The following is a 26,005-nucleotide window of genomic DNA, read 5'->3' on the forward strand; positions in this document are numbered from 1 at the left end:
AATCTGTGAAAGAGATTGAGGTTATTATCGATACAGAAGAGATTGCTGAATTTTTCTTTCATGAACTTGTAAAAAGGGGATACGTTCCCACAGAGGAAGAACTTGAAGAAATGGCAGATATCACTTTTGAATATCTGATCGAAAAATGTATCATCGATGAAGAAGAAGATATAGACTAGGCAGGTTATGCACGGTTAAGGCAGATTCTAATGAGAATCTGTCTTTTTGTATTTAACCATTGTAATAACAGCGTTTGAAAAATAAACGGAAAAATTTCACTTAAATTAAAAATCACCCTTAATTTCTTGAAAATAAAAGTCGTTTTTCCGGTTATTTAATCCAAGTCGATAAATTTTGTCCTATTTATAGTAGTTAGCTGGAATATATCCGTCTATTTCTGCTTCAAAAGCGTCTTCTATATACAATAGCAGGAAATACTCCTGCTATGAATTCTCATACCTACTCAAAAACCATCATTCGATGAATTTTTAAAAAAAGTTCTGTCACGCTGAAACTCTCTCAATTTTTAAACGTATACATTTATATGAAAAAGAATTTTGTTTAATCAGGGAGGCAAGGGATATGTCATTTTTTAATAAGGTTTTTGCCAGTGTCGGCATAGGTGCAGCTAAAGTCGATACGAAGTTGGAAAAGGACAGGGTGATGCCTGGAGAAGAAGTACGCGGAATTGTCGAGATTCGTGGGGGAAACACTGAGCAGAATATCGACGACATCTATTTGAGTCTACATACAACTTATATAAAAGAAGCAGATGACAAAAAATACACTGCTACAGCACAAATTGACCGATTCAAGCTAACGCAGTCATTCATCATCAAAGAGAATGAAACAAAGGAAATTCCTTTCTCTTTCAGGCTCCCAATGGAAATGCCATTATCGATGGGCAGGACGAAGGTTTGGGTATCAACGGGGCTTGATATTAAAAATGCAGTAGACCCTAGCGATAAAGATTTCTTGACCGTAGTGCCGAATCAGCTGATGCACGGGGTTTTTAACGCGGTTAGCGACCTTGGATTCCGACTGAGGGAGGCTGAGTGCGAACAAGCGCCAAGACATCTCCGCAGAAACATGCCGTTTATCCAGGAGTTTGAATTTGTACCTTCATCAGGTCCATTTAGAGGACGACTTGATGAATTGGAAGTGATTTTCTATCCAATTAGTGAGAACGAGGTCGAGGTTTTAATGCAGGTCGACCGGAAGGCACGGGGCCTTGGAGGATTCTTGTCGGAAGCAATGGGTATGGATGAAACATATGTCAGGATGAATATCCATGCATCCGACCTGCCGTCATTAAAGCAAAACCTTCAAAACACGATTGAAAGCTACTGTTAAAAATACAAAGACGATGAAGCAAGCCAATGGCTGCTTCATCGTCTTTTATTTATCCCTGTTTCTTTCTCCCATTAGCTGAAAATTCTTTGCCGTGAGCTTCCTGTTCAGCAACGATTGCTTCAGGAGAAATATGATTGTTTTTCTTAGGTGAGTTGATTCGGTTCCGATGTTTTTTACCCATAGGTCAATCCCCTTTATCTCAAATTTTTCGATTCGTACATGAAAGAATTTTTTGTTTCAGCTTCGGTAAAGCTAGTTCTAGCATGCCCGTTAACAAAAATGTCATGAGATTGAAGATTTTCCTGCTTAACTATATTGTGGTATAGTTTTGGGGTAGCAACCTATAGGATGGAGGATAATTGAATGAGTGTACATATTGGTGCTAAAGAAAATGAAATCGCAGAAACGGTATTGCTTCCTGGAGATCCATTAAGGGCGAAATACATTGCTGAAACTTTTCTTGAAGATGCAAAGTTATATAACGAAGTTAGAAATATGTTTGGCTACACTGGGACATACAAAGGAAAAAGAATTTCTGTACAGGGAACAGGCATGGGTGTACCGTCCATTTCTATTTATATCAATGAATTGATGAACAGCTATAACGTCCAAAACCTGATTCGCGTAGGCACATGCGGTGCAATCCAGAAGGATGTTAAAGTCCGTGACGTCATCCTGGCAATGACTTCTTCAACTGACTCCCAAATGAACCGACTTACATTCGGTGGAGTAGATTACGCTCCGACAGCGAACTTTGACTTATTATACAAAGCGTATAATTCCGGTCTTGAAAAAGGTTTGAACCTTAAAGTTGGTAACGTATTCACTGCAGACCAGTTCTACAATGATAATGCAGAGTTGGAAAAATGGGCACAGTACCAGATTCTGGCTGTCGAAATGGAAACAACAGCTCTCTATACCCTGGCTGCTAAATACGATCGCAACGCCCTTTCGATTCTTACAGTCAGCGACCATATCCTGACTGGAGAAGAGACAACAGCAGAAGAGCGCCAAACGACTTTCAATGACATGATCGAAGTTGCACTCGAAGCAGCAATCAAAGAGTAAGTATTTGTAAACCCTTTCCTTTGAGGAAAGGGTTTTTATATGGAAATACATAATGACCATTTTAGAATTCAACCAGCGTTTAATGGACATTTTGGATGCAGAGGGAAGTTGAAATGTCTAAGAATCAGCGTTTAATGGACATTTTGAGTGCAAAGGGAAGGAGAAATGACTAAGAACCAACCCTAATGAGTTTGCATATTCTCAAAACTGGCATAATGATTAACAAGAATAATGGGAAAAAAGGCCATTCGAAAGTTTGCCGAAAAATGTTAGAATGGTGTTATTGCCTTAAAATGTTGAAGATTGGTGGACAAAATGAAAAAACTATTGCTGATAATCGCTTTGCCGATATTATTGACAGGTTGCTCACAAGTAGAGCCGTATCTTGAAAAAATTCCTTATTTGGGAGATAAATTGGTTGGACAAGATGTGCAGGAAGACCAGCCAACTGAAGTAAAAGAATCTCAACAAAATACGGAAAACACTACTCAGGTCGAGGACAAGCCTGTAGAAGAAGAAGGATTGACACTTGAAGCAGCGTATTTCAACGTAGTACAGAATACGGACGGAAAGAATGTCATTCAGAACCCTCAGAATACGATGGCACTTGTCAATAAGGTTTTTGGGTTGCCAGATCAATATATCCCGGGAGATTTAGTTCGGCCGAATGTCCCATTCTCTTTTGGAGATGCTAAGCTTGAAAAGAGCCTTATGAGGCAAGAAGCTGCAACAGCCCTGGAAAAAATGTTTACAGGTGCGAGGAATGACGGGATTGAACTTGCTGCCGTTTCAGGGTACCGATCATATGGAAGGCAGGAAACTCTTTTTAACGCCGAAGTTAATAAGGTTGGGGAAGAAAAAGCTCTTCAAGCAGTTGCTAGACCTGGAAGCAGTGAACATCAAACCGGTTTGACGATGGATATTTCCAGCAAGACCAATAATTTTAATCTGAATGAACAGTTTGGCAAAACTAAAGAGGGTGTGTGGCTTACCCACAATGCCCATAAATACGGGTTTATCCTAAGATATCCAAAGGGTAAAGAAACCCTGACAGGCTATATGTATGAACCGTGGCATTTTCGGTATGTTGGCATCAAAGCTGCCACTGAAATATACGAAAATGAATGGACATTGGAAGAGTACTTCGAAAATGTGAAGAAAATTTAGTGAGGAGCCTGGCCGATAAGCCAGGCTTTTTGTCTAACGACTTTTTTTTCGTACCTTGTTGTTTTCTCAACTAAAGGTAGATTTTTAAAGGCTTGTTTTAAAAAATGTCAAAACTTCATCTGCCAGCTCCTCATAAATAGTGATATTTTTAACAGTAGTATTCATGGTTAAAGGTAAAATAATAAATATCACAAACTTTATTGTTGATAAATATACTATACAGGGGTATAGTAAGTGTGAGAGACGAAATGAAAATTTCGATTGAAACGGGGTGTAGATGATGAAAGAACAAATGACTGTCGACATAACGGGTATGACATGTGCCTCCTGTTCGACAAGGATTGAGAAGGTCCTTAATAAAATGGATGGCGTCGATGCAACCGTGAATCTGGCGATGGAAAATGCCTCAGTCACATACGAATCAGAAAAAATTAAACCAGACGATATATTCAATAAAATCAACGACCTGGGGTACGGTGTCAGAAACGAAAAAATGGATTTAGATGTTTTCGGCATGACCTGTGCAGCATGTTCAACTAGGATTGAAAAGGTACTCAACAAGATGGATGGAATGGAAGCAGCCACAGTTAACCTTGCAACAGAGTCCGCTTCAGTGGAGTTTAATAGTGCTGTCCTTTCAGCCGAGAAAATCATCTCGAAAATCCAGGATCTTGGCTATGATGCTAAAGAGAAGGTCCAGAGGGAAGCAAAGGCTCAGCAAAAAGAAGAGGAAATAAATGCTAAGAAACGAAAATTATTTATATCCATCCTTTTATCACTTCCGCTTCTTTATACGATGATTGGCCACGCACCCTGGGATACGGGACTGCCAATGCCTCATCTATTGATGAATCCGTGGTTCCAGCTATTATTGGCTACTCCTGTTCAATTCTGGATTGGCGGGCAATTTTATGTTGGAGCCTATAAGTCACTCAAGAACAAGAGTGCCAATATGGATGTGCTGGTTGCGCTAGGTACATCGGCTGCGTATTTTTACAGCCTTGCAGAAGCAATTAAAACAATTGGAAATCCGTCCTACATGCCGCATTTATATTTCGAGACAAGTGCTGTCCTGATTACTTTGATTCTTGTGGGGAAATTGTTTGAAGCGCTTGCAAAGGGACGCACGACTGAAGCGATCTCCAAGCTTCTGAGCCTGCAGGCTAAAGAAGCGACTGTCATCAGGGGTGGCAAGGAAATTAAACTGCCAATAGAAGAAGTGAAAGTAAATGATATCATTCTCGTTAAACCAGGAGAGAAGATTCCGGTCGATGGCAAGGTTGTATCCGGCCAGTCCGCTGTAGATGAAGCGATGATCACCGGAGAATCCATTCCTGTTGAAAAAGCAGCTGGTGATTCCTTGATAGGAGCTACCATCAATAAAAATGGTACCTTGACGATGACTGCAACAAAGGTCGGTAAAGATACCGCTCTTGCAGGAATCATTAAGGTAGTAGAAGACGCCCAGGGCAGCAAAGCTCCAATCCAGCGTGTGGCAGATCAGATTTCTGGAATTTTTGTCCCGATTGTTGTTGCAATCGCGATCGTAACATTCCTTGTCTGGTACTTTGTTATCACTCCTGGCGACTTTGCTTCAGCTTTGGAAACAGCCATTGCCGTACTTGTTATTGCCTGCCCTTGTGCACTCGGTCTTGCAACACCGACCTCCATTATGGTCGGAACAGGTAAAGGTGCAGAAAATGGGATTCTTTTTAAGGGTGGAGAGCACTTAGAAGCCACACACAAAATTAATGCTATTGTTCTGGATAAAACGGGAACAATTACTAAAGGGAAACCAAGCGTAACCGACCTTGAAATATTCGGTGACGATGAAAAAGTCCTGCAATATCTAGTATCTGCGGAAAAGGCTTCCGAGCATCCTCTGGCTGAAGCCATTGTCGAGTACGGAAACTCAAGAAACATAGAGGTAATATCAATGGATGAGTTTTCTGCGATACCTGGACACGGAATTGCAGCCACCATCAACGGTGAGAAAGTCTTTGTCGGGACCAGGAAGCTAATGAGCAGAGAAGGCATTGAATACTCACGCTATGAAGACCGTCTCGAAAAAATGGAGACTGAAGGGAAAACTGCGATGATGATCGCGATCGACAATAAGGTGAATGGAATTGTCGCGGTTGCTGATACAGTAAAAGAAACAGCGAAAACCGCGATTGAAGAGCTCAAGTCCATGGGTATAGAAGTATATATGCTTACTGGTGATAACAGCCGAACTGCAAAAGCAATTGCGGCACAGGTTGGAGTAGAAAATGTAATCGCAGAAGTCCTGCCAGAAGAAAAGGCGAATCATGTCAAAGAGCTTCAGCTGAAAGGCAAGAAAGTCGCGATGGTCGGAGATGGCATCAATGACGCACCTGCACTAGCCCTGGCTGATATCGGCATCGCCATTGGAACAGGTACTGATGTTGCCATCGAGGCAGCTGACGTCACGATTCTGGGTGGGGAGTTGACACTGATTCCTAAAGCCATCTCATTAAGTAAAAAAACGATGAAAAATATCCGCCAAAACCTGTTCTGGGCTCTTGCATACAACTCAGCGGGAATTCCGATTGCTGCCATAGGTCTTCTGGCTCCTTGGGTAGCAGGTGCTGCTATGGCATTCAGTTCTGTTTCTGTCGTGACTAACTCCCTTCGTTTGAAGCGGATTAAGTTATAAATTTAGAATAAGAGAGGAAGATTTCTAATGGAAAAAACAACTTTAAACGTATCTGGTATGACTTGTGGACACTGCGAAAAGGCAGTTAAGAATGCATTGATGGGCGTAGACGGAGTTGCAAGCGTCGTTGTTTCCCTGTCAGAAGGAAAAGCCGAAGTCGAATATGATGCTTCAAAAGCAGAAGTAAGCAAAATGAAATCTGCAGTTGAAGATCAAGGGTACGATGTAGAGTAAGAATTCAATTTGGTTGGGTGAAGACGAAATCGACTCTTCACTGCGACCAAAAAAGAGAGGGTGTCCCAAGTATTGGGACCCCTCTTTTTGCAATACCTATTTTTCTGTTAATTTCACTGCAAAAATGTTATCCTAATAATCATTAAGGATTTTAAGCTTGATTGGAAAGTGGTGAAAAGGGTTGGATCAGCAAAATATGAATGAAGAAAACAACGAAAATCTTAAGGGCCAAGAAAAGGCTGCAGAAACAGAGTCCAAGAATAGTTTTCTTCGGATAAAAAAGTTCCACTTTGCAATGCTGTTGTTTTTTCTAGTCTTTTTAACAGCGGGTATCACTACCTTTGCCCTTGCTTTTGGCGAGGACAAGCCAGCGGTACAGGTAATTAGGGAAAGAGAAGAATTTGCAAAGCTATACGATGCATATGATACTTTGAAAAATGACTATTTCCAGGAAGTCGATCAGGAAAAGCTAATAAATGGTGCGATAGATGGTATGCTTGAATCATTGGATGATCCTTATTCAGATTATATGAGCCAAGAAGATGCCAAAAACTTTCATCAGAGCCTATCTTCTTCCTTTGAGGGAATCGGGGCGGAAATCCAGGAGAGAGATGGATTCATCTTCATTGTCACTCCGTTAAAGGGTTCTCCGGCGGAAAAGGCTGGCCTTCAACCTGAGGACAAGATTATGTCAGTTGACGGGAAAAGTCTGCAAGGAATGAGTACAACCGAAGCGGTGGCTCTAATAAGAGGCGAAAAGGGTACGGACGTAAAGCTTTCGATTCTTCGTCAGGGTGGAGAAAAACCGGTTGACGTCACAATAACCCGAGATACCATACCAATTGAAACGGTTTATGGTGAAATGCTGGAAGATGGAATTGCGAAAGTTCAGATTACAAATTTCTCACAAAACACAGCAAATGAACTGGTCAATATCTTGAATGATCTTCAAAAACAAGGAATGCAAGGTTTGGTTCTTGATCTTCGCCAAAACCCTGGCGGTCTTCTGGATCAAGCCATAAAAATATCCAGTCTCTTTGTCCCTGAAGGTGATATCCTTTTTCAGGTTGAAGACCGCAACGGAAATGTAGAGAAATATGCATCAGAGAACGAAAACAACCAAAACCTCCCATTGGTTGTAATCATCGATAAAGGGAGTGCCAGTGCATCCGAAATCCTGGCAGGAGCAGTCAGTGAATCTGCTGAAGTTCCTCTTGTAGGGGAGAAGTCATTCGGTAAAGGGACGGTCCAGCGAGCGGAAGATTTTTCAGATGGATCGAATATGAAGTTCACGACAGAAAAATGGTTGACACCTAAAGGCAATTGGATTCATAAGAAAGGCATTAAGCCGGACTATGAAGTATCAATGCCTGAGTATGCATCATTGCCATTCATTGATCCAGAAGCTGAATTGAAGGAATCCACAGCATCCGAACAAGTCAAGGCTGCACAAAAAATGCTTAAAGCTCTTGGATTTGATCCAGGTCGTGAAGATGGTTTTTATGATGGGAAAACTAAGGAAGCTGTTATGGCTTTCCAAAAATCAAAAGAACTTGAGGAAACGGGTATCCTTAAGGGCAGCTCGACGATTGAATTAATGAATGCTTTGCGTGAACAGATTAAAAATGACGACCCGCAGATTCAGAAAGCACTAGAAGTGTTAAAGCAGGAAATGAATAAATAAAAGGCGATCTCCAGCTTTTGCTGGAGATTTTCCATATTACATAGAAAAGATGGGCGGAAAAGAAAATGAAAAAAACAGAGGTTTACATTTTGTCAGGTTTCCTTGGCACAGGTAAAACGACACTGCTTAAACAAATTTTACAGCATGAAAAAGAGAGCGGACGGACAATTGCCGTTATGATGAACGAGCTTGGCAATGTTTCGATCGATTCCGATGCTGTGGACACAGATGTTCCCTTGAAAGAGCTACTGGGAGGGTGCATTTGCTGCACAATCCAGGACAAACTCGAATCCCAGCTTCAGGGATTGTTATTTGACCATGATCTCGATGCAATTTATATAGAGACTACAGGAGCCGCTCATCCTGTTGAGGTTTTGGATGCTGTCCTATCTCCATTATTTGCGGACAAGCTTGAGATCAAAGGAATCATTACAACAGTGGATGGGACTCAATGGTTCAATAGGGTGACATTAGATCCACAAGTGCATCAGCTTTTGCTCGAACAAGTAAAGCATGCTGACCTCATCATCGTTAATAAGTCAGATCTTCTCAATGAAGCACAACAGGCAAAAATAAACCTGGATATCCAAGGGCTTAATTCTCAAGCTAAATGCATTTTAAGTACCTATTCCAAAGTGCCGATGAAACTGCTGGAAGGATTGGCATATACCGAAAAAGCTAAAAGCCCTGGGGCGCATGTGCAGGCTGATCTGAGGCTTAGCACGTATGTTCATCAATTCAAAGGCCCTATCAGCCAAAAAGGTTTTGAAGACTTTTTGAGGGCGCTTCCCGATTCGATCTATCGGATAAAAGGGTATGTATTATTTGATCATTCTCAATATCCAGACCTGTTCCAGTATTCGTACGGGATGCCTTTATATATGAAGGAGTATATGAAGATGCCGCTCAATCTCGTTTTCATCGGTCAGGTAACAGACTGGAGTCTTTTAGCAGAACAGCTGATGAACCTGGAAAAGTAAGTTTATCACTAATTTACCCAGCTTTTGCTGGGTTTTTTGTTTGCTTTAAAAGGAGGTTTTGAATAGCAGGAAGCAAAAAAGCAAAAACTTTCATGAAGCGTGATTCTGCCTTGTTGGGATTCAGCAAAGTAAAATGCAAGATTAAGCCGAGTGAAAAAGAGTTGATAATAAATGCCAGTAGTGAAATTTATGATCATGGTCATTTTTTTTCTTGCTATGACTGGGAACAACATAGAAGCCAAGAATAATACGAAAAGGGACCAGATCAAAATGCTGAAGTGGGAAGAAGTGAATGAAATTCTCCCAAGGTACAGTAAGTTCACAGTTGTCGATTTTGAAACAGGGATGAAGTTCCGCGTCCAAAGAAGAGCGGGCAGCAACCATGCGGATGTTCAGCCTTTAACTTCAAAGGATACGGCAATCATGAAAGAGATTTATAAAGGTAAGTGGAGCTGGAAGCGGAGGGCAATTATCGTGATCTCGGAAGATGGAAAAATTGCAGCCTCAATGCATGGAATGCCACATGGCGGTGGTGCCTTGAAAAATAACTTTCCGGGTCACTTTTGCATCCATTTTTATGGAAGCACGACGCACAGGACAAACTTTATGGATCTTTCCCATAAATTGATGATCCTGAAATCAGCGGGCAAGCTCGAAGGATACCTGGAACAAACCGATCCTTACGACCTAGTCAACGCCTATATTGCCGGGCTAAAGCAGCAGGACAGTGACATCGTTTCATTAATCTCCCTTCAAGTCCTTGAATGGGAGGACCTCCTGTACAAAATAGAGAATATCAGGATTTCCCGCATGGAAGTTTTGCCTGCGGAGGATGTTGGAGATCAGTTGAGTCTAACTGTCCCTGTCGAGGTTAATCTGCAGTTAAAAGGGACTGGCGGAAAGAATTTTACAGGTAAAGTACATCTTGTGAGGTACATGCCAAATGAACAATGGAGAGTAGATGCTGTTAAGTTTTTTGATGATATAGGCATGAAGACAGGCAAATAAAAAAGCTTGAGGAATCTCAAGCTTTTTTAATATATGTTCTTAATGGCCTTTGATTATCGTTAACTCTCCCCAAATTTGGCAAAGGTTTTTTCATCCTCAACCAGTCCACAGGCTGCACATTGTATTTTCAGTTCTGGACCTTTGTATGGCAGGTGAAAAGGTTCAAGCTGGTCATTTGAATATTGCTCTACAATTTCACCTGATTGCGGATTCAATTTTACAGGTTGAGGAACTTGGGATATCATATTGAATCTTGTCCTGTTGGTCTTGCAATTAGGGCATCGGTAAGGTTTGCTCATAGCTATTCTCCTTTAAATTTATTTAACTTATTTTTTGCATTATCAGCCTGAAATATGTAAATATACTAATGAGGGTTTTATTAGGCTAATTAACTGCAGGGGGAGTCACGATGCAAGGAGTGGATTATGATAAATTACTTGATGAGTATAGGACTATTTGGAACAATCGAAAACTCCAATCCGACCAGGTACCGGAAGACATATTAAAAGAAGCGATAAGCAGAGACCTGAAGGATGAAAATTCACATCCGAGAGCTAGAAAGCCATTAATGGTAAAATACTTCCTTGCCACTAAAAGAATAGTAGAGTCCTCTGTGCCAATTGAGAGTAAAGTGTTGTTGATCCACCTTCATTTGGAAACAGCTGAGGCAATCCAAGCTGGAGCGGAAGAATAAATAATCAAGTAGTATGAAGCGGAAAACGCAGTTTAATGCTGATGCACTTGATCCGATATTGATATTTAATCAAAGAAGGAAGGAATTCTTGCTTCTTTTTTTGTTTTTAAAAAACGTAAAAAAATATTTCTTCAACTATTGATTTTATACCCCTAATGGTATACAATCGATATTGTAAGTTCAGTAATGAACAAGATATAACAAGAGGTGAAGAGTAGTTGCTCACAACTTTAATCATCAGTCTTCTTTTGATTACCTTAGCTTTCAACCGTTATGTTCCGGTAAGGAATCTTCCGGCAGTCAAGGGATATGAAAAGGATGCAGTCTTTGTCGATCTTAGAGATTATCAGGATTCTGCTAAAAATCCGGTGAATGGCGCAATTAATATTCCTTGCGGATATTTGAAAAGATATATTAAAGAAATTCCTAACAGGCATATCGTCATTATTGCATCAAATGAGCTGGAAAAGAATTTCGGTGCAAGATTGCTGAAAAAATATGGTTACCATGTTAAAGGCTATACAATTACTGGACCATCACAGTAGGAGGTGGCAAGGTGGAGTACAATAAAGAAATTGTGAATCGCTTGAAGAGGATCGAAGGACAGGTAAGAGGAAGCATCCGCCTGCTCGAAGAACAGGAGGAATGCAAGTCGGTCGTAACCCAATTATCAGCTATTCGTTCTGCGGTTGACCGCACGATTGCTTTGGTTGTCAGCAAGAATCTTGAACAATGCTTGATCAGTGATCTGCAAGAAGGCAGAGAAACGTCCCAGGCAGTAAATGATGCAGTGGAATTGCTTGTGAAGAGCAGAAAATAAAGAGTTTCTGTTCTTGACAAGTTGATTTTTGTCAATTAAAATACCCTTATGGGTATAAGGGGTGTGCAAGCTTGCCTCACTAAAAAATCATGACTTACTAAAATGAGGAGAAAGAGGTGCTTACGGATGGATGTAGTAATTAATGTATTGATCGTTGTGCTAGCAGCAGCTTTCTTATGGAGTCGTTTCGCTCCAACTAAGGGAGTAAACCAAATCACCACAGCACAATTGGGTGATATGATGAAATCAAAAAAGGCTGGAGTGCAATACGTTGACGTAAGGACTCCAGGTGAATATAAAGGGAATCACATTAAAGGGTTCAAGAATATTCCATTGCAACAGCTTGGTAACCGTACCGGTGAACTTTCGCAGGATAAGGATGTAGTTGTCATTTGCCAGAGCGGAATGCGCAGCAGCCAGGCAAGCAAGTTATTGAAAAAAGCTGGATTCAAGAATGTCACGAATGTAAAGGGCGGAATGAGCGCCTGGTAATGAATGATAAAGTAATAGGGAGGAAATTGAAATGCGTCAGATGACACCAACAGAAGTGCAAAATGGATTAGGCTCAAATGAATATGAAGTTTTGGATGTTCGGGAAGTAAGCGAAGTAGCTCAAGGTAAAATTCCGGGATCGATTCATATTCCATTAGGTTTGCTTGAGTTCAGGATGAATGAATTAGACAAGAACAAGACTTACGTAATGGTCTGCCGTTCGGGCGGCCGCAGTTCCAGGGCAACGCAATTCCTGGATTACTATGGTTATAACGTGATCAACATGCAAGGCGGCATGATGGCATGGACGGGTCCAACTGAATAACCCCCCAATAGAGATAGCGATAGCTGTCTCTATTTTTTTTGAAACAAACCGTGTTTCAATGCCCGACCGAGCGATTACCCAGCATGAAAGGGAACGGAGACCTTGAAATCTGGGGGAGTTAGCAATTTATAAGCTGACAGGTATTTGTACATTAGTGGTCGAGAAGGATTCTGGATATGTCGAAATATGCTTGCTTGTTTTCAACATAATCCGTACACTAATAGTGAAGTGAATATTTCGACAATTAGTAACAAGGGGGATTCTAATGTCTGGTATTGGAACCGTGAAGTTGGAACTTGTCCGAGAAGTTGTTCATGTCGAAGGGATCCTGGACTTGCTTATTAAAGGATGCTGGATAGAGCAAAATGATCATCGTTGTACAGTATCTCATGGTCAGATAGAATTCACTGGTGGATTTCATGATTCTTTTTTCAAAATTACCCTGCAAGCTAATGAACTCCTAATTGAATCAGATAGCCCATGGGAACTTGAAGTGCTTGCTGAAGAACTGAAAGACATCGCTGTTAAAAAAGAAATGATCATCCAATGACAATATACTTAATTCATGACTTGTCGCTCATGTCGGCAAGTTTTTTTTATTCAAGACAATCTTCAGAAACTTTGTTGGTTTTTAAGCCGTATTGTTCAACTTCATAGAAATATCACAAATTAGAGCTATAATAATATGAGATACTTGTGAGAGAAAAGGAGTAAATTATGAAGTGGATTTATATAATCACTGCAGCAACTTTCACTGTTTTGTTATCGGCGTGTACTTTTGAATCTTTTGAATCGATCCCAAAGGGTTCTTCCATTATATCGACAATAAATATCAAAGAAATGACCATTTCATTTTATGATATGGAAAAAGGTGAAAAATTACCAGACTGGACTGTTGACCGTCCGTACATCGGAGGGCTGATCCTTCCTGACAATGATACGATATTGCTTTATGGCAAGAGTCTCGATACTGCCGATTTGTATTCGTTGAGTAAAGGGAAGAAGATTGAATCGTGGAAAACCGGAAAGGGAATCGTGAATGCTCTATTGGTAGAGAATGGAGCGGAAATCGCATTCGCCGACCAGGATAGGGACAGTGTCCGGTTTTACAATATCAAAGGAACGGAAGTGGATGAAGTAAAGGTTGAAAAAGACCCGCTGACACTTCTTGAGGCCGAGGAAAAGCTTTATGCCATCAGCTATAATCAAGAAATGTTAAGTATTATCGACACAAATGATAAGAAGCGGCTTCCTGGATTTAAAATCCATCCTGCTGCAGCAGGTGCGTTATTGTGCAGGGAAAAAGACGAGCTTTGGATTGGCGGGCATGGGAAAGGAACGGAAGTTGAAGAGTCAATTCACATCTATGATTTGAATAATGGACGTTTAATGAAAGAGATTTCAGCTCCTGTCATGCCAGTGGATTTCACGAAGGATGAAGATGATGTATTTGTCCTGAGCCATGGATCGAATATGCTGTATAAATTGGGTGAGGACGGGAGAATGAAGGACTCATTGAAGGTGGGGGCAAATCCGTTCGAAATTGATTTTTTTGCGGACAAACTCATTGTAGCCGGTTATGACAGCAATGAAGTATATATAATCGACCCGGATAGCCTATCCATAGAGAACACACTAGAAGTTGGAAACGGTCCATTTCAAATCGTAACGAGGGAGAGATAGCAGGATGAATCCCATAAAAGTTTTAATCATAGATGATGAAGAAGATATGCGCAATCTTGTGCAAATGTATCTTGAAAATTCAGGGTTCAAATGTGTCCATGCCGCAGACGGGGTAGATGGAGTGAGAAAGCTGCAGGAAGAAGACTTTGACCTGGTCATACTTGATATTATGATGCCTTTTGAGGATGGCTTTGCCGTTTGCGGAAAGATCAGGACTTTTTCGCAGGTACCGATTATCTTCCTTTCAGCTAAAGGAGAAGAGTGGGATAAAGTAAAAGGGCTCCAGCTTGGGGGAGATGATTATATAGTCAAGCCTTTCAGTCCGGGAGAGCTTGTAGCAAGAATCAATGCATTGTTAAGAAGGACGTCTTTTGTCAAGAATGATGAAGATTCAGTGACTCTGGGAAAAATCAACATAGATAAGAAGGGAAGAAGAGTCAGCGTGGAAGGAAATAATGTTCCTCTTACCCTCAAAGAGTTTGAGCTGCTCGTTTTTCTTGTTCAGCACCAGGGCCAGGCGCTAAGCAGGGAACAGTTGCTGGAATTTGTCTGGGGAATGGATTACCATGGCAGCTTGAGGACTGTCGACACACACATTAAGACGCTGAGGATGAAACTGGGAACAGGAGACTATATTCAAACCATCTGGGGTGTAGGGTATAAATTCGAGGTGCCGGAAACATGATTTCTTTTTCTGACAGCCTGTTTAAAAAATTGTGGCTGACGGTTACCGCCACCATACTGGTAACTGTATTGTATTCTTTTTTTTTATCCTATCTATTTTATGAAAAACTATATGTCGATATAGTTGAAGATTCACTTATTGAAGAAGGTTACCGCCTGGCGAGTGACTATCCCGGCGGTCCATTGACCGATGAAATGAAGGAGCAGGTAGAATGGTATAATGAAAAATCGGAATCTGAAGTATTCCTTGTCAGTAACCCAAAGGAGTTAAGCGCCTGCCTCCCTTATTCAATTGATTATGAAACCTTGATCGGGAAGGAAGAGCGAGAACAGCTTCTGAATGGTGAACCAGTCATGAAATCAGGATTTGAGGAGAGGTTTGGAAGAAAGATCCTTGCTGTGGCCATTCCTCTTCTTGACGATAACCGGCTTGAAGGAATCATTTATTTATATGTTCCCCTTGCTAAAATTTCCGAGCTAACCGTCGATTTCTCTTTTTTATGGCTGATTGGCGGAGTACTGTTCATTATCATTGCCGCTTTCCTTGGGTTTAAAATGCTTAGAAAGCTAACCAGGCCTCTTGCTGCCATGAAGGAGGCAGCTGAAAGGGTATCTGGAGGAGATTATTCTGCACGTGTAAATATTAAATCTGAAGATGAAATTGGTCAGCTGGCAAAAGCTTTCAACCATATGTCCGAGTCTGTACAAAAAGAAGATGAGAAAAAGAGGGAATTCCTTGCAGATGTTTCCCATGAATTAAGGACTCCTATAAGCTATATAAAAGGCTATAGCGAGGCGTTGGAAACAGGGATGATAAAAGAGCCTGATGAGAAAAATAAATATTTAAAGCTAATAAACAGGGAATCCGGTAGAATGGTAAAGCTTGTTCAAGATTTGCTTGATTTATCAAGACTGGATGCAGATGAATATAGTTTAATGAAAAGTCCGTTCCCGCTGGCACAGCTAATCGAAGATTTTATTATCAAGTACGGTCCAGCCCTGGATGAAAAGAAGATCAGCCTAACACTTAATCTTGATCCGGATATCATTATCAATGGTGATGAAGGAAGACTCGAACAGATTTTCCAGAACCTCATTGACAATGCGATCCGCTATACGGAGAGTGGCGGCAGGATTTCAATCAGACTTGCAAAGCATGCCTATGGCTGTAAAGTCGAGATTGAAGACACTGGGACGGGAATACCAGAAGAGGATATAAAAAAGCTGACTGAACGCTTTTATAGAGTGAATAAGGCAAGGTCCAGAGCTGACGGAGGTACAGGTTTGGGTCTGGCGATTGTTGATAAATTAGTCGAGCTTCATAATGGTAAAATGGAAATATCAAGTGAGCTAGGACATGGTACGAGCATTACTCTCTATTTTCCAGCCGTGGAATTATAGCGTTTCAGGGATCAAACTAAGCGTTGCCAAAGGCAATGCAAGCTCTTTTAGAAGCAAGATTTCACAAAATTGATTAAGGGGTATATAAAATGAAACGATTGTTGGTAGTGTTATTGGCAGCATGGATAGGGCTGATTATGACAGGATGTTCACAGCAGGAAGTGGAGGAGGAACCGCAGTTTTTAGAAGTTGAGTTGACAGCAAATCCTGAAAAAGCCGAAATAAATGAGGAAATCACGTTTGAAGCCAAGATAACTTATGGAACAGAAAAAGTAGAGGACGCAGACGAAGTGAAATTTGAAATCTGGCGTTCACAGGCAGAAGAACACGAAAAAATTGTGGTGGAACACGATCAAAACGGAATTTATCGCTTGAAAAAATCCTTTGAGGAAGAAGGTACCTATTATATTATTTCTCATGTGACTGCCAGAAGGATGCATAATATGCCAAAAATCGAATTTATCGTGGGCAGTCCGAGTGAGCCAGAAGAAGAGGGGAAATCCTCTGAAATGAAAATGGATGACCAAGATTCAGAGTCTGAGGATCAGCATGGGCACTAAAAAGGAAAAAGCGGCGATTGCCGCTTTTTTTCATTCGTTTGCTGTCTATATAAGGTCGATTGGCATGTAATATACAATAATGATTGTCATATTGCCGAAAAAATTGTCATGAAAGACATCTGGACAAAAAGTTGTCAATCACTTAATTCTTCCTTTTTTTTGTTTAACTGGTCTTAGGAAACTATAAAGTGAAATTAAGGAAGATTGAAAGGGCTAATGCCATTGGGTTAAAAGTCTTTTAAACATTGGTATTTTGTCTATCAAATAAAAAATGATTGAAATTCTATTCATATAATAATAGTTTTACCTGTTTCTCCCATAAATATTACAAAAATCGCATGATATGATTAGTGTGCAAGAGAGAGACAAACTAAATTTTCGGGAGGAATTCAAGAATGAAAAAGAAAATGATTATAACAGCATTTGCTGCGGCAGCTCTATTCGCTTCTAATCCCGCGATGGATAAAGCAGATGCGTCTACTATACAATCAAAGGTTTACTATTACCAAAATGGAAATTTAAGCAATGAGCAAATCAATTCTATTCTACAAAAGTATTTTAAGAACTATCAATTCTCTTGGAAACAAGCACAGCCAGCTGACACCAAAGTTCAGGAGCCTGTTAAAACTCCAGAACCAACAAAAGTACAAGAACCTGTAAAAGCTCCAGCGCCTGCACCAGTTCAGGAGCCGGCTAAAGCCCCTGCTCAAGAGCCAGCTGCTGCACCTGCATCTTCAGCTGTTAGTGCCTACGAGCAAAAAGTAGTTGAGCTGACAAATCAAGAGAGAGCAAAGAATGGTTTGAAGCCGCTTGCTCTTGATACAGAACTAAGTAAAGTAGCAAGGGAAAAATCCCGAGATATGCAAAGCAAAGGTTATTTCAGCCATACTAGCCCAACTTACGGTTCACCTTTCGATATGATGAAGAAGTTTGGAATCTCTTATCGTTCAGCTGGTGAAAACATCGCTATGGGCCAGCGTACCCCAGAAGAAGTAGTAAATGCATGGATGAACAGTTCAGGTCACCGTGCGAATATCCTGAACTCAAGCTATACACATATCGGTGTTGGCCATGTAGCAACAGGTAACTATTGGACACAAATGTTCATTGGAAAATAAAGAAAAAGAGCAGCCAACCGGCTGTTCTTTTTTTTGAGCTTATTTGGATATGTCGATTTCCGCAAATTGCATATCAACCATTTTTTGTAGCCTTAATTCCAATACGCCATCGCGGTAGTTTGCTCCTGCGCCCTTGCGCTTAACGGTCGCTGGCAGTACGAGGGTGTGTTTATCTGAAAGATCAGGGATGTGCTCCACAATAACCTGGTTTGAAGTATAGAAGAGTTTCATTTGTTTTAACATGGACTCATCTTTAAGCGGCAGCCTTACAAAAACAAAATCATGAGTTTCAAACATTTCTGCATTTAGTCCAGTTTCAGGCTGGACTGAATCCGGTGCACTTTGCTGCTGCATCCCTTTAAGCCACTCTTCTGGCTTTAACATCCCTTGCATATTTGGCTGGAGCATCTTGCCCATCATTTGCTGGACATAATTTTCAATTTCATCTGGCTTCATTTCCAAAAACTTTTTCTGCGTATTTCGGTCGAACGGCAATAGATTCCAAGGAAACAATTAGATCCCGCCTTTCAAACAGCCCATCTTCGATATGAATAGTATATGCAGGTATCGGCCCAGCGGTTAAAGTCTAACGATGCCTGAGGTGAAAAACGTTAAAAGTTGCAAAACAGCCTGCTTCTTTTTACTATAGGGATAAGTAATCTAAAGAAGATGAGGGGTACAGTTGTGGAAAATAAAACTGCTTTGATAACCGGAGGTGCCACCGGTTTAGGGAGGCGGACAGCACTGCAGCTTGCTGCCGAAGGAATAAACATAATCATCAATTATCGTAACAGCAAAATAGAGGCTGAACAGCTTGCAAAGGAATTATCGGAAGTATTCAACACAAAGAATATTTGTGTTCAGGGAGATATCACTAACTATGATGACTGTAAGACGATTGTTTCCCAGGCACTGAAGGAATTCGCTGCCATAGATATAGTCGTGCATAATGCTGGTCCATATATTTCTGAAAGGAAAAAAATGGCCGATTACCAGGTCGATGAATGGACTTACTTAATAAATGGCAATTTAAATGCCGTTTTCTATTTATCAAATTTACTTATCCCTTCAATGAGGGAACGAAAGTGGGGAAGAATCATTACAATCGGTTTCGACAGAGTGGAGTCGGCTCCCGGGTGGATTTACAGGTCTGCATTTGCGGCTGCAAAGTCTGGATTGGCTTCTTTGACGAAAACACTTGCGATTGAAGAAGCGGAAAATGGCATCACAGCCAATATGGTTTGTCCAGGTGACATAATAGGCGAGTGGAAAGAAAGGGCAATCAGTCAATCCTTGAAAGTCGAAGATTCTTCAGTACCAGTAGGCAGACCAGGTACAGGTGAAGATATATCAAGGGTTATAAGCTTCCTTGCAAATGATGATTCCAGCTTTATAACGGGGAGCATCATCCCGGTTACAGGAGGAAAAGACGTGCTTGGAAAAGCTTTTCGGGAGAATTTGTAGAAACGCCATCATGGCGTTTTTTTATTTGATCCGTGATCCACTTACTGGTGACATTTAATGTGAAGGAGCTTGTTTGAATAACACGAAGCACAATGGGAAAACTATTATCAATAAAAAGAAAATTGTATCGAATTATCTAACTATTGATAGTATTTAGTTTACTTTCGTGGGGTGATTAGAATGGGAATAGGTTTTAACATGAATAGAATCAATCCAAATCAGACGCAGGTTTTCTTTGAAGATGGACGTTATGAGACGTTAACGGATGCTGAGCTAGAAGTGTTCCTGTCTGAAGCTGCCTTATCGGAGCATGAAGAAATAAAGGGGCAGGATTTACTGAATTAGAAAACGCCCTGTTCATTTACAGGGCGTTTTTATTGTTGAAGGGATTATGCCTCCAGCAACTGGGCGGCTTCTTCTTCTTGTACACCAGACCTTTTCAGGTAAAGTGTATATTGATCTTTTGGAATTTCATATAAATCGTAAATTTCCTCAGTAGCATTAAGCTGTTCATAAATATTCTTCCGAGTCTCATTCGCTTTTACCACATAAGGCAGCTTCTCTGCTGCTTTTATGGAGCGGATATTCACCTTCCGTATGCGCATGAAAATAGTTTCTATACCAAGTTCATAAAATAATTCCTGGAAGAATGCATCCTTGGCCAATGTATTGTACCCTTTACCATGAAACGGTTTTCCCAGCCAGGTTCCCAGGAACCCAGCTCCTTCCTGGATATCAAAAAGATTGATCGTACCAATTGGGGCTCCCCACTCATCAAGAATGGTACGGGAAATCAATTCCCCTTGCTCCTCGGATTCTATCGTCTGTTTTGTGACAAATACGAATTCATCATATGAATATGCCTTCTGACGCACAAAAGGGAAGACCTCCGGATGCGCCATCAGCTCAAATAAATCATGGCAATCCTGCAGATCGCGTTTTTTGAGCATTTTGTATCCCTCCACGCAGGGCAGTCCTATCCCGTGCGAATGTAACTACACGGCCACCCTCGAAATTTTTTGTAAGTTGCTAAAAAATTTCGGGGTGGGAATCGAACCCACTAGAACCAGGATACTGGTGGCGCACCATTTGCCTTCCCTAATCACTTTGCTTTATGAAATTTTATTTCCAAAGAGTATAATACAGGATATTTTCAAAAAAGAAAATAGGTTTTTCAACCTTTTTTTCTGCGTTTTTTTGCCAAAAATCTACATCATTTTTCGACTAAAGCTGATACACGATTTTGCCATCAATCATTGTCCATAAGGGCTTAGCGCTGAAGTGGAATGGATGTTGGCTCCAAAGGACCAAGTCAGCATCTTTACCAGGCTCAATACTGCCGACACGGTCATCAACTCTTAAGTTCCTTGCAGGCAATATCGTAATTCCTTCTAGCGCTTTTTGTTCGGATAAACCTTCCCTGACTGCGATAGCGGCACAAAGATTCAAATATTGGATTGGAGTGTATGGATGATCAGTTGTGACTGAAACTTCAACACCATGGTCAGTCAACTCCTGATAAGTTTTCCAGCTCTTATTCTTCAGTTCCACTTTTGACCTGCGAGTAAGAGTTGGTCCCACTGACACCTTTAAATTAGTATCCGCTAGCTCTTCGGCAATCAAGTGCCCTTCCGTACAATGCTCAATCCGTAAATCGAGATTGAATTCATCAGCAAATCTGATTGCAGACATGATATCGTCAGCTCTGTGGGCATGGATCCTAACAGGGATTTCCCTGTTCAGCGCTTTTATGATTGGTTTGATCCTTAAAGATTCCGGGTTTTCGGCATTCATAGCTTCATAAAAAGCTTCCCTTAACATTCCCATGATTCCCATACGTGTGATGGAGTCCTTATTTCCCATACTGTGAATCCTTTTTGGATTTTCTCCTAACGCAATTTTAAGACCTGCAGTTTCCTGGATAACCATATTTTTAATGTTTTTCCCAGCCGTTTTGATGACAGATGTAGTCCCACCTATAACATTGGCACTTCCAGGCATAACATGTGCAGTGGTAATACCGTATTTAAGTGCATCGCTAAATGCAGGATCGAGTGGGTAGACGCCGTCGATCGCCCGGACATGGGGACTCATCGGCTCAATCGTTTCGTTGGCATCATTTCCGGCCCAGCCTGTACCTTCATCATATAGGCCAAGGTGAGTGTGGACATCGATGAAACCTGGAAGCAAATAGTGATTATTACATTCGATTACCTCAATCCCAGGCTCAATTGCAATATTAACTTCAATTCTAATTATTTTTCCATCTTCTATAAGAACATCACAATTTGAGCTTGACTCAGCAGTGATTGGCATTATATTTGCATTCTTCAGCAGTATCCTTTTCATTTTCGATCCTATCCTAAATTTATTTTCTTGCTCATTGGCAAGAAGTCAAGGTTTCTCTTCATTTTATTATAATGAAAAAGTACACCATTGATGAAACTTTTTTACACCTTCTTCGTAAAGTTACTATAAGAGTTTTGGGGGGAGAAAGATCATGCCAAAAAACGACGAAAGACTTATTGCAGCAGGTATTTATGTTATTAGCTTTTTTACTGCTTTTCTAGGCCCGCTGATTATCTGGCTGGTTAAAAAGGATGATTCCAGCTATATTGATTACCACGGAAGGGAGTATATGAACTTTTTTATTTCTTATACTGTTTATGGAATAGTAAGTGGAATTTTAGTTATCCTGCTGATTGGGATCTTCATGTTGTGGGTCATTGGTATTTTAGCCATGGTGTTCACGATTGTAGGTGCAATAAAAGCCTATGAAGGTCAGGAATATCGGATTCCATTCATATTCAGGCTTCTTTAAGAGGCATTAGTCACAAATCTCTGGCAGATATATGCCGGAGATTTTTTTGGCTGTATTTTACACTGTGGAACAACAAAAAATAATTATTTTTTTTTTTGAACGATATTCCTCTTCAGTCGTCTTATGTGTGTAATAACAAATGAGGAGGTTATTGAAATGGAATTATTCGCTGATATAAATTGGGCTTTAATTGCCCCTATAGTGATCATCCAGGTGATTTTATTGATTGTCGCGGTGGTTGATTTAATAAAGATTGAAAAAACAAACGGTCCTAAATGGGTTTGGGCCATTGTTATACTATTGGTGAACATCGTCGGGCCTATCCTGTATTTTGTGATTGGAAGGAGAAATCATTAATGCCCTTAGTTACAGTGGAAAATTTGGAAAAGAGTTTTAAAGACTTACGAGTGATTAAAGGGTTGAATTTTGAACTGGAAAATGGGAAATGCGTCGCTTTGATCGGTGCCAATGGTGCTGGAAAAACGACCACACTGAAAATGCTTTCAGGGCTGCTGGAACCAAGCAAAGGTAAGATTTCCTTTGTCGGTGAAAAGCAGGGAGGGGACCATCGCCAGTTGATTGGTTATCTTCCGCAACATCCTGTTTTCCATGACTGGATGACAGCGAGGGAATTTCTTGAGTATGTAGGGAAGCTATCTGGATTGGATGCAAAGGAATCAAAGGAGCGGTCAGCAGAACTGCTCGAGCTTGTGGGTATTGCGGATGCAAAAAACAGGAGAATCGGCAAGTTTTCTGGCGGCATGAAACAGCGGCTTGGAATTGCCCAGGCGATCATTCACAGGCCGAAATTGATTATGCTGGATGAGCCGGTTTCCGCCCTGGACCCATTTGGAAGGCGAGAAGTACTTGAATTGCTGGAGAAGCTAAAGAAGGAAGCGACTGTATTATTTTCTACTCATATCCTTAATGATGCCGAAGAAGTGTGTGAAAGTATTTTGTTCCTCCACAATGGTGAAATTATAGAATCTGGGACAATGGATGAATTCAGGGAAAAATATCACCAGTCAAAAATCGATCTTGCTTTTAGCCAGGAAGCATCAAGTTTTTTAAGTTCTCTTTCAGAACATCCACTCATCATTTCTATTCAAATGGAAGGCAATAAAGCAAGTATTTACACGGAAGATCTTGAAGAAATAAAAGAGGCGTTACTAAGTCAGGCAGCCAGGGAGAACTGGCCACTCACTAAATATGAAATTGGTTCTATCAGTCTTGAGGATGTGTTCATGAAGGTGGTGCAAAAATGAAGCAGTGGTTCACTCTATTAAACAAAGAATTCCTGGAGATGGCAAGAAACTACAAATGGGTCTGGATGCCAATCACTTTTATATTGCTTGGGGTGATGGATCCACTAACCACCTATTACTTGCCTGAAATCCTTAATTCCGTCGGCGGACTTCCGGAAGGGGCAGTATTTGAAATGCCGGAACCATCTGCTCAAGAAGTATTTATCATGAGTTTGGGACAATACCAAATGATTGGAATATTGGTAATCGTCCTCTCGATGATGGGGGTAATTGCTGGTGAGAGAAAGAGTGGTGTCGCACAATTGATCCTTGTAAAGCCAGTGTCCTATTCCTCTTATATTACTTCCAAATGGGCAGCTGCCATTATACTGATCCTCCTATCATTATTCCTTGGAATGTTGGCAAGCTGGTATTATACTGGCGTTCTATTTGAATTCATTCCGTTCGGCTCATTCATGGAATCATTCGGACTATATTCACTTTGGCTCATACTGGTATTATCCTTCGTAATCCTTTGCAGTGCAATATTCATGCAGCCAGTTGCAGCAGGAATGGTAGCGCTTGTTACTGTCTTCGTTTTTACAATCTTAGGTGGTTCCTTCCAACACCTTCTCGAATGGAGTCCGACACAGCTAGTATCCTATGTTTCTGAGAAGTTGATTACCGAAAACTGGCCTGAACATATTTGGCCAGCGACTGGAATGACTTTATTGATGAGCGTGTTATTTGTTGTAATGGCAATCTATGTATTTAAAAGAAAAGAGCTTGCTGATTAGGCCCGGTCAATGACCGGGTCTAATTTTTTTCTAGGAAGGAAGAACTGTTTTTGTGATGCATTTTGTCGAAAAATTCACTAATTTAAAATTCGGAAATGAATCTTTTAACATATTTTTTAACTTGTTTTCCTTTGAAGTTAAATTATCGAATAATAAATTAGACCTATTTTTTGGATAAACACTGGTTTTTAGTGTCGAATTCATTATATTGCTAAAACTTGGATTTTGAATATAATGAAAATTAAGAAAAAAGGAGGGGTAATATGTCGACAAGAAAAAAGCTTTATGCAGGAACACTTGCAGTCCTTCTGGGGGCGGCTACCATTTTCAATGCTGGTGTAACGAAAGGGGAAGCAGAATCGAATACAGAGAATACATACCTGGTAATCTTTAAGGATCAACAGGGACTTCCATCTGGTTATGCCGAAGCGATTAAAAAAGCCGGCGGTCAAGTGGAAGATAAATTGGACAAGCTCGGTGCGGTAGAGGTTACTTCTAAAAATGCCAACTTCCTAAAAGAAGTCAAAAAGTCATCCATTGTTTTAGAAGCTGGTGTGGAAAATACTGTATACCCTGAACAAACGATTGATGGAGAGACTGTAGAAGTGGAAGACCTGACTGAAGGTGCAGACTTTTATAACCAATACATGTGGGATATTAAACAAGTAACAAATGACGGTGAATCATGGAATCTTCCAGGTGGAACAGGATTATCCGCAGATGGTGAGGATATCGTTGTTGGTGTCATTGATACTGGAATTGACTATAATCACCCTGATTTAAAAGATAATTACGCAGGCGGTAAGTCTTTTGTTCCTGGTTATGATGATCCAATTGACCAGAACAGCCACGGTACGCATGTTGCCGGTTCCATTGCTGCAAAAGGTGAAGCTCTTGGAGTGGGACCAGACCTAAAGGTTGCCTCATACAGAGTATTTGGTCCAACTGGCGGTGCAGCAACTTCTCATATTGCAGAAGCCCTAATGACAGCCGCTGATGATAATGTTGATGTCGTCAACATGTCTCTTGGTGGTTATGATTGGTTCCAGGATCCTGAGTATGCAACAAAGGACATCGTTGCGGATGTACAATTGTTCAACCGGGCAATTCAGTACGCAATCCAGAAAGGTGTTACAGTTGTTGGTTCTGCCGGAAACAATGCTGTCGATCTTAGCAGCCCTGGTAAATTATCTGGAGATGACAAAGGGGCAACACACAGAAGTCCTAGCAGCCAGACAATGATCAGAGTTTCGGCTGGCGGCGCTTTGAAGAATCTTGCATTTTATTCTAACTATGGAGTTGGAAAAATTGATGTAATGGCACCAGGCGGCGATCTTGGGCCAAATTATGATCCAGCTACTGGTGCTGGCAGAGATAATAGCTATCTTGCATGGAGCACAGTTCCAATTTTAGATGCTAATAAAAATGTCATTGGTCATGGTTACGGGGGTAAAGGCGGGACTTCAATGGCAGCTCCAAAAGTGGCAGCACTTGCTGGTGTCGTAATCGCGAAGCATGGCAAGGATCAGCTTAATCCTGCTCAAGTAAAGTCAATCATCCAAAGCTCAGCAGAAGATCTATTCAAACCAGGGTATGATGAGCAAACTGGCCATGGATTGATCAATGCAGTAAATGCATTGACCATTAAATAATTCTATTGAAACCGGACATGTCAAATGTCCGGTTTTGTTCTGTTTGAAAAAAGTAGAATGATTAGTCTCCTTGTTTAAT

The 26,005-nt window shown here is 40.9% G+C and carries 32 protein-coding genes; 27 read left to right on the plus strand and 5 right to left on the minus strand.

Translation table 11 applies throughout. The features are described from left to right. The first annotated feature begins 5 nt into the window (after window positions 1-5). Together AB5I83_RS03255 and AB5I83_RS03260 are read left to right on the plus strand one after the other, a co-directional pair. Complete coding sequence (locus AB5I83_RS03255; protein WP_144479852.1) at window positions 6-179, plus strand: YozD family protein; 174 nt, start codon at window positions 6-8, stop codon at window positions 177-179. Window positions 180-582: 403 nt separating this feature from the next. Next, window positions 583-1,353: a sporulation protein gene (locus tag AB5I83_RS03260; protein ID WP_167833719.1), complete on the plus strand. Its 771-nt coding sequence runs from the start codon at window positions 583-585 to the stop codon at window positions 1,351-1,353. Window positions 1,354-1,402: 49 nt separating this feature from the next. Here the strand turns inward: AB5I83_RS03260 and AB5I83_RS03265 are convergent, their stop codons facing one another. Beyond that, on the minus strand, window positions 1,403-1,534 hold the full coding sequence (locus tag AB5I83_RS03265; RefSeq protein WP_264163720.1) for a hypothetical protein: 132 nt from the start codon (window positions 1,532-1,534) through the stop codon (window positions 1,403-1,405). Window positions 1,535-1,716: 182 nt separating this feature from the next. Between AB5I83_RS03265 and deoD the strand changes: the two genes are divergently transcribed. From deoD to AB5I83_RS03300, 7 genes are all read left to right on the plus strand, one after another. Then, window positions 1,717-2,421: a purine-nucleoside phosphorylase gene (gene deoD, locus AB5I83_RS03270; RefSeq protein ID WP_167833718.1), complete on the plus strand. Its 705-nt coding sequence runs from the start codon at window positions 1,717-1,719 to the stop codon at window positions 2,419-2,421. Between the two features lie 315 nt (window positions 2,422-2,736). Beyond that, window positions 2,737-3,588 carry a M15 family metallopeptidase gene (locus tag AB5I83_RS03275; RefSeq protein ID WP_448972778.1) on the plus strand — a complete coding sequence of 284 codons (852 nt, stop codon included), beginning with the start codon at window positions 2,737-2,739 and terminating at the stop codon, window positions 3,586-3,588. Between the two features lie 280 nt (window positions 3,589-3,868). After that, a complete protein-coding gene (locus AB5I83_RS03280; RefSeq protein ID WP_448973894.1) occupies window positions 3,869-6,265 on the plus strand; it encodes a heavy metal translocating P-type ATPase in 2,397 nt (798 codons plus the stop codon). Between the two features lie 27 nt (window positions 6,266-6,292). Continuing rightward, on the plus strand, window positions 6,293-6,499 hold the full coding sequence (copZ, locus tag AB5I83_RS03285) for a copper chaperone CopZ (protein ID WP_167833716.1): 207 nt from the start codon (window positions 6,293-6,295) through the stop codon (window positions 6,497-6,499). A gap of 196 nt (window positions 6,500-6,695) precedes the next feature. Then, entirely contained in the window at window positions 6,696-8,183 is a 1,488-nt protein-coding gene (locus AB5I83_RS03290) for a lmo1851 family serine protease (RefSeq protein WP_448973896.1), read from the plus strand. 65 nt (window positions 8,184-8,248) lie between these two features. Then, window positions 8,249-9,163 (plus strand): CobW family GTP-binding protein, encoded by a 915-nt coding sequence (locus AB5I83_RS03295; protein ID WP_448972780.1) that lies wholly within the window; start codon window positions 8,249-8,251, stop codon window positions 9,161-9,163. Window positions 9,164-9,334: 171 nt separating this feature from the next. After that, complete coding sequence (locus tag AB5I83_RS03300; protein ID WP_448972782.1) at window positions 9,335-10,171, plus strand: hypothetical protein; 837 nt, start codon at window positions 9,335-9,337, stop codon at window positions 10,169-10,171. 59 nt (window positions 10,172-10,230) lie between these two features. On the opposite strand, the gene AB5I83_RS03305 is transcribed toward AB5I83_RS03300, so the two are convergent. Then, complete coding sequence (locus AB5I83_RS03305) at window positions 10,231-10,470, minus strand: hypothetical protein (protein WP_023627701.1); 240 nt, start codon at window positions 10,468-10,470, stop codon at window positions 10,231-10,233. A gap of 110 nt (window positions 10,471-10,580) precedes the next feature. On the opposite strand from AB5I83_RS03305, the gene AB5I83_RS03310 reads away from it, so the two are divergent. The 11 genes from AB5I83_RS03310 to AB5I83_RS03360 all read left to right on the plus strand — a co-directional run bounded on the left by AB5I83_RS03310 (window position 10,581) and on the right by AB5I83_RS03360 (window position 17,948). Continuing rightward, a complete protein-coding gene (locus AB5I83_RS03310) occupies window positions 10,581-10,865 on the plus strand; it encodes a hypothetical protein (RefSeq protein ID WP_448972784.1) in 285 nt (94 codons plus the stop codon). 218 nt (window positions 10,866-11,083) lie between these two features. Further along, on the plus strand, window positions 11,084-11,410 hold the full coding sequence (locus tag AB5I83_RS03315; RefSeq protein ID WP_448972786.1) for a hypothetical protein: 327 nt from the start codon (window positions 11,084-11,086) through the stop codon (window positions 11,408-11,410). Between the two features lie 11 nt (window positions 11,411-11,421). Beyond that, window positions 11,422-11,685, plus strand: a complete 264-nt coding sequence (locus tag AB5I83_RS03320) for a metal-sensitive transcriptional regulator (RefSeq protein ID WP_167833712.1) — start codon at window positions 11,422-11,424, stop codon at window positions 11,683-11,685. 126 nt (window positions 11,686-11,811) lie between these two features. Then, window positions 11,812-12,177 (plus strand): rhodanese-like domain-containing protein, encoded by a 366-nt coding sequence (locus AB5I83_RS03325; protein ID WP_226642108.1) that lies wholly within the window; start codon window positions 11,812-11,814, stop codon window positions 12,175-12,177. Between the two features lie 31 nt (window positions 12,178-12,208). Continuing rightward, entirely contained in the window at window positions 12,209-12,502 is a 294-nt protein-coding gene (locus tag AB5I83_RS03330) for a rhodanese-like domain-containing protein (protein ID WP_448972789.1), read from the plus strand. Window positions 12,503-12,767: 265 nt separating this feature from the next. Next, on the plus strand, window positions 12,768-13,052 hold the full coding sequence (locus tag AB5I83_RS03335; RefSeq protein ID WP_448972791.1) for a hypothetical protein: 285 nt from the start codon (window positions 12,768-12,770) through the stop codon (window positions 13,050-13,052). 167 nt (window positions 13,053-13,219) lie between these two features. Beyond that, window positions 13,220-14,185, plus strand: coding sequence for a YncE family protein (locus AB5I83_RS03340; protein ID WP_448972793.1), 966 nt, complete (start codon window positions 13,220-13,222; stop codon window positions 14,183-14,185). 4 nt (window positions 14,186-14,189) lie between these two features. Then, on the plus strand, window positions 14,190-14,870 hold the full coding sequence (locus tag AB5I83_RS03345; protein ID WP_448972795.1) for a response regulator transcription factor: 681 nt from the start codon (window positions 14,190-14,192) through the stop codon (window positions 14,868-14,870). Next, on the plus strand, window positions 14,867-16,270 hold the full coding sequence (locus AB5I83_RS03350) for a sensor histidine kinase (protein WP_448972797.1): 1,404 nt from the start codon (window positions 14,867-14,869) through the stop codon (window positions 16,268-16,270). Before AB5I83_RS03345 ends, AB5I83_RS03350 begins: the two co-directional genes overlap by 4 nt. A gap of 89 nt (window positions 16,271-16,359) precedes the next feature. Beyond that, a complete protein-coding gene (locus tag AB5I83_RS03355; RefSeq protein WP_448972799.1) occupies window positions 16,360-16,830 on the plus strand; it encodes a FixH family protein in 471 nt (156 codons plus the stop codon). 395 nt (window positions 16,831-17,225) lie between these two features. After that, window positions 17,226-17,948, plus strand: a complete 723-nt coding sequence (locus AB5I83_RS03360) for a CAP domain-containing protein (RefSeq protein WP_448972801.1) — start codon at window positions 17,226-17,228, stop codon at window positions 17,946-17,948. 39 nt (window positions 17,949-17,987) lie between these two features. Here AB5I83_RS03360 and AB5I83_RS03365 read toward each other — a convergent pair whose 3' ends face one another. Then, on the minus strand, window positions 17,988-18,461 hold the full coding sequence (locus AB5I83_RS03365) for an Hsp20/alpha crystallin family protein (protein ID WP_448972803.1): 474 nt from the start codon (window positions 18,459-18,461) through the stop codon (window positions 17,988-17,990). 171 nt (window positions 18,462-18,632) lie between these two features. Between AB5I83_RS03365 and AB5I83_RS03370 the strand changes: the two genes are divergently transcribed. Next, the gene (locus tag AB5I83_RS03370; RefSeq protein WP_448972805.1) at window positions 18,633-19,412 is read left to right on the plus strand and encodes an SDR family oxidoreductase; all 780 of its coding nucleotides are present in this window, start codon (window positions 18,633-18,635) and stop codon (window positions 19,410-19,412) included. A gap of 180 nt (window positions 19,413-19,592) precedes the next feature. Further along, window positions 19,593-19,757, plus strand: a complete 165-nt coding sequence (locus AB5I83_RS03375) for a hypothetical protein (RefSeq protein ID WP_167833641.1) — start codon at window positions 19,593-19,595, stop codon at window positions 19,755-19,757. A gap of 44 nt (window positions 19,758-19,801) precedes the next feature. Here the strand turns inward: AB5I83_RS03375 and AB5I83_RS03380 are convergent, their stop codons facing one another. Together AB5I83_RS03380 and AB5I83_RS03385 are read right to left on the minus strand one after the other, a co-directional pair. Further along, entirely contained in the window at window positions 19,802-20,362 is a 561-nt protein-coding gene (locus tag AB5I83_RS03380; RefSeq protein ID WP_226642093.1) for a GNAT family N-acetyltransferase, read from the minus strand. A 274-nt stretch (window positions 20,363-20,636) separates the two neighbouring features. Then, complete coding sequence (locus AB5I83_RS03385) at window positions 20,637-21,761, minus strand: amidohydrolase (protein WP_448972807.1); 1,125 nt, start codon at window positions 21,759-21,761, stop codon at window positions 20,637-20,639. A 151-nt stretch (window positions 21,762-21,912) separates the two neighbouring features. Here AB5I83_RS03385 and AB5I83_RS03390 point away from each other — a divergent pair, with 151 nt between their 5' ends. The 5 genes from AB5I83_RS03390 to AB5I83_RS03410 all read left to right on the plus strand — a co-directional run bounded on the left by AB5I83_RS03390 (window position 21,913) and on the right by AB5I83_RS03410 (window position 25,926). After that, a complete protein-coding gene (locus tag AB5I83_RS03390) occupies window positions 21,913-22,233 on the plus strand; it encodes a DUF4870 domain-containing protein (RefSeq protein WP_311071106.1) in 321 nt (106 codons plus the stop codon). Window positions 22,234-22,389: 156 nt separating this feature from the next. Further along, on the plus strand, window positions 22,390-22,590 hold the full coding sequence (locus AB5I83_RS03395; protein ID WP_167833698.1) for a PLD nuclease N-terminal domain-containing protein: 201 nt from the start codon (window positions 22,390-22,392) through the stop codon (window positions 22,588-22,590). After that, window positions 22,590-23,498, plus strand: coding sequence for an ATP-binding cassette domain-containing protein (locus AB5I83_RS03400; protein WP_448972809.1), 909 nt, complete (start codon window positions 22,590-22,592; stop codon window positions 23,496-23,498). The genes AB5I83_RS03395 and AB5I83_RS03400 overlap by 1 nt, the downstream gene beginning before the upstream one ends. Continuing rightward, complete coding sequence (locus tag AB5I83_RS03405) at window positions 23,495-24,274, plus strand: ABC transporter permease (protein ID WP_448972811.1); 780 nt, start codon at window positions 23,495-23,497, stop codon at window positions 24,272-24,274. The genes AB5I83_RS03400 and AB5I83_RS03405 overlap by 4 nt, the downstream gene beginning before the upstream one ends. Window positions 24,275-24,537: 263 nt before the next feature. Further along, window positions 24,538-25,926 (plus strand): S8 family peptidase, encoded by a 1,389-nt coding sequence (locus AB5I83_RS03410; RefSeq protein WP_448972813.1) that lies wholly within the window; start codon window positions 24,538-24,540, stop codon window positions 25,924-25,926. Window positions 25,927-26,005: the final 79 nt, after the last annotated feature.

This window comes from Mesobacillus sp. LC4 (genome assembly GCF_053543455.1).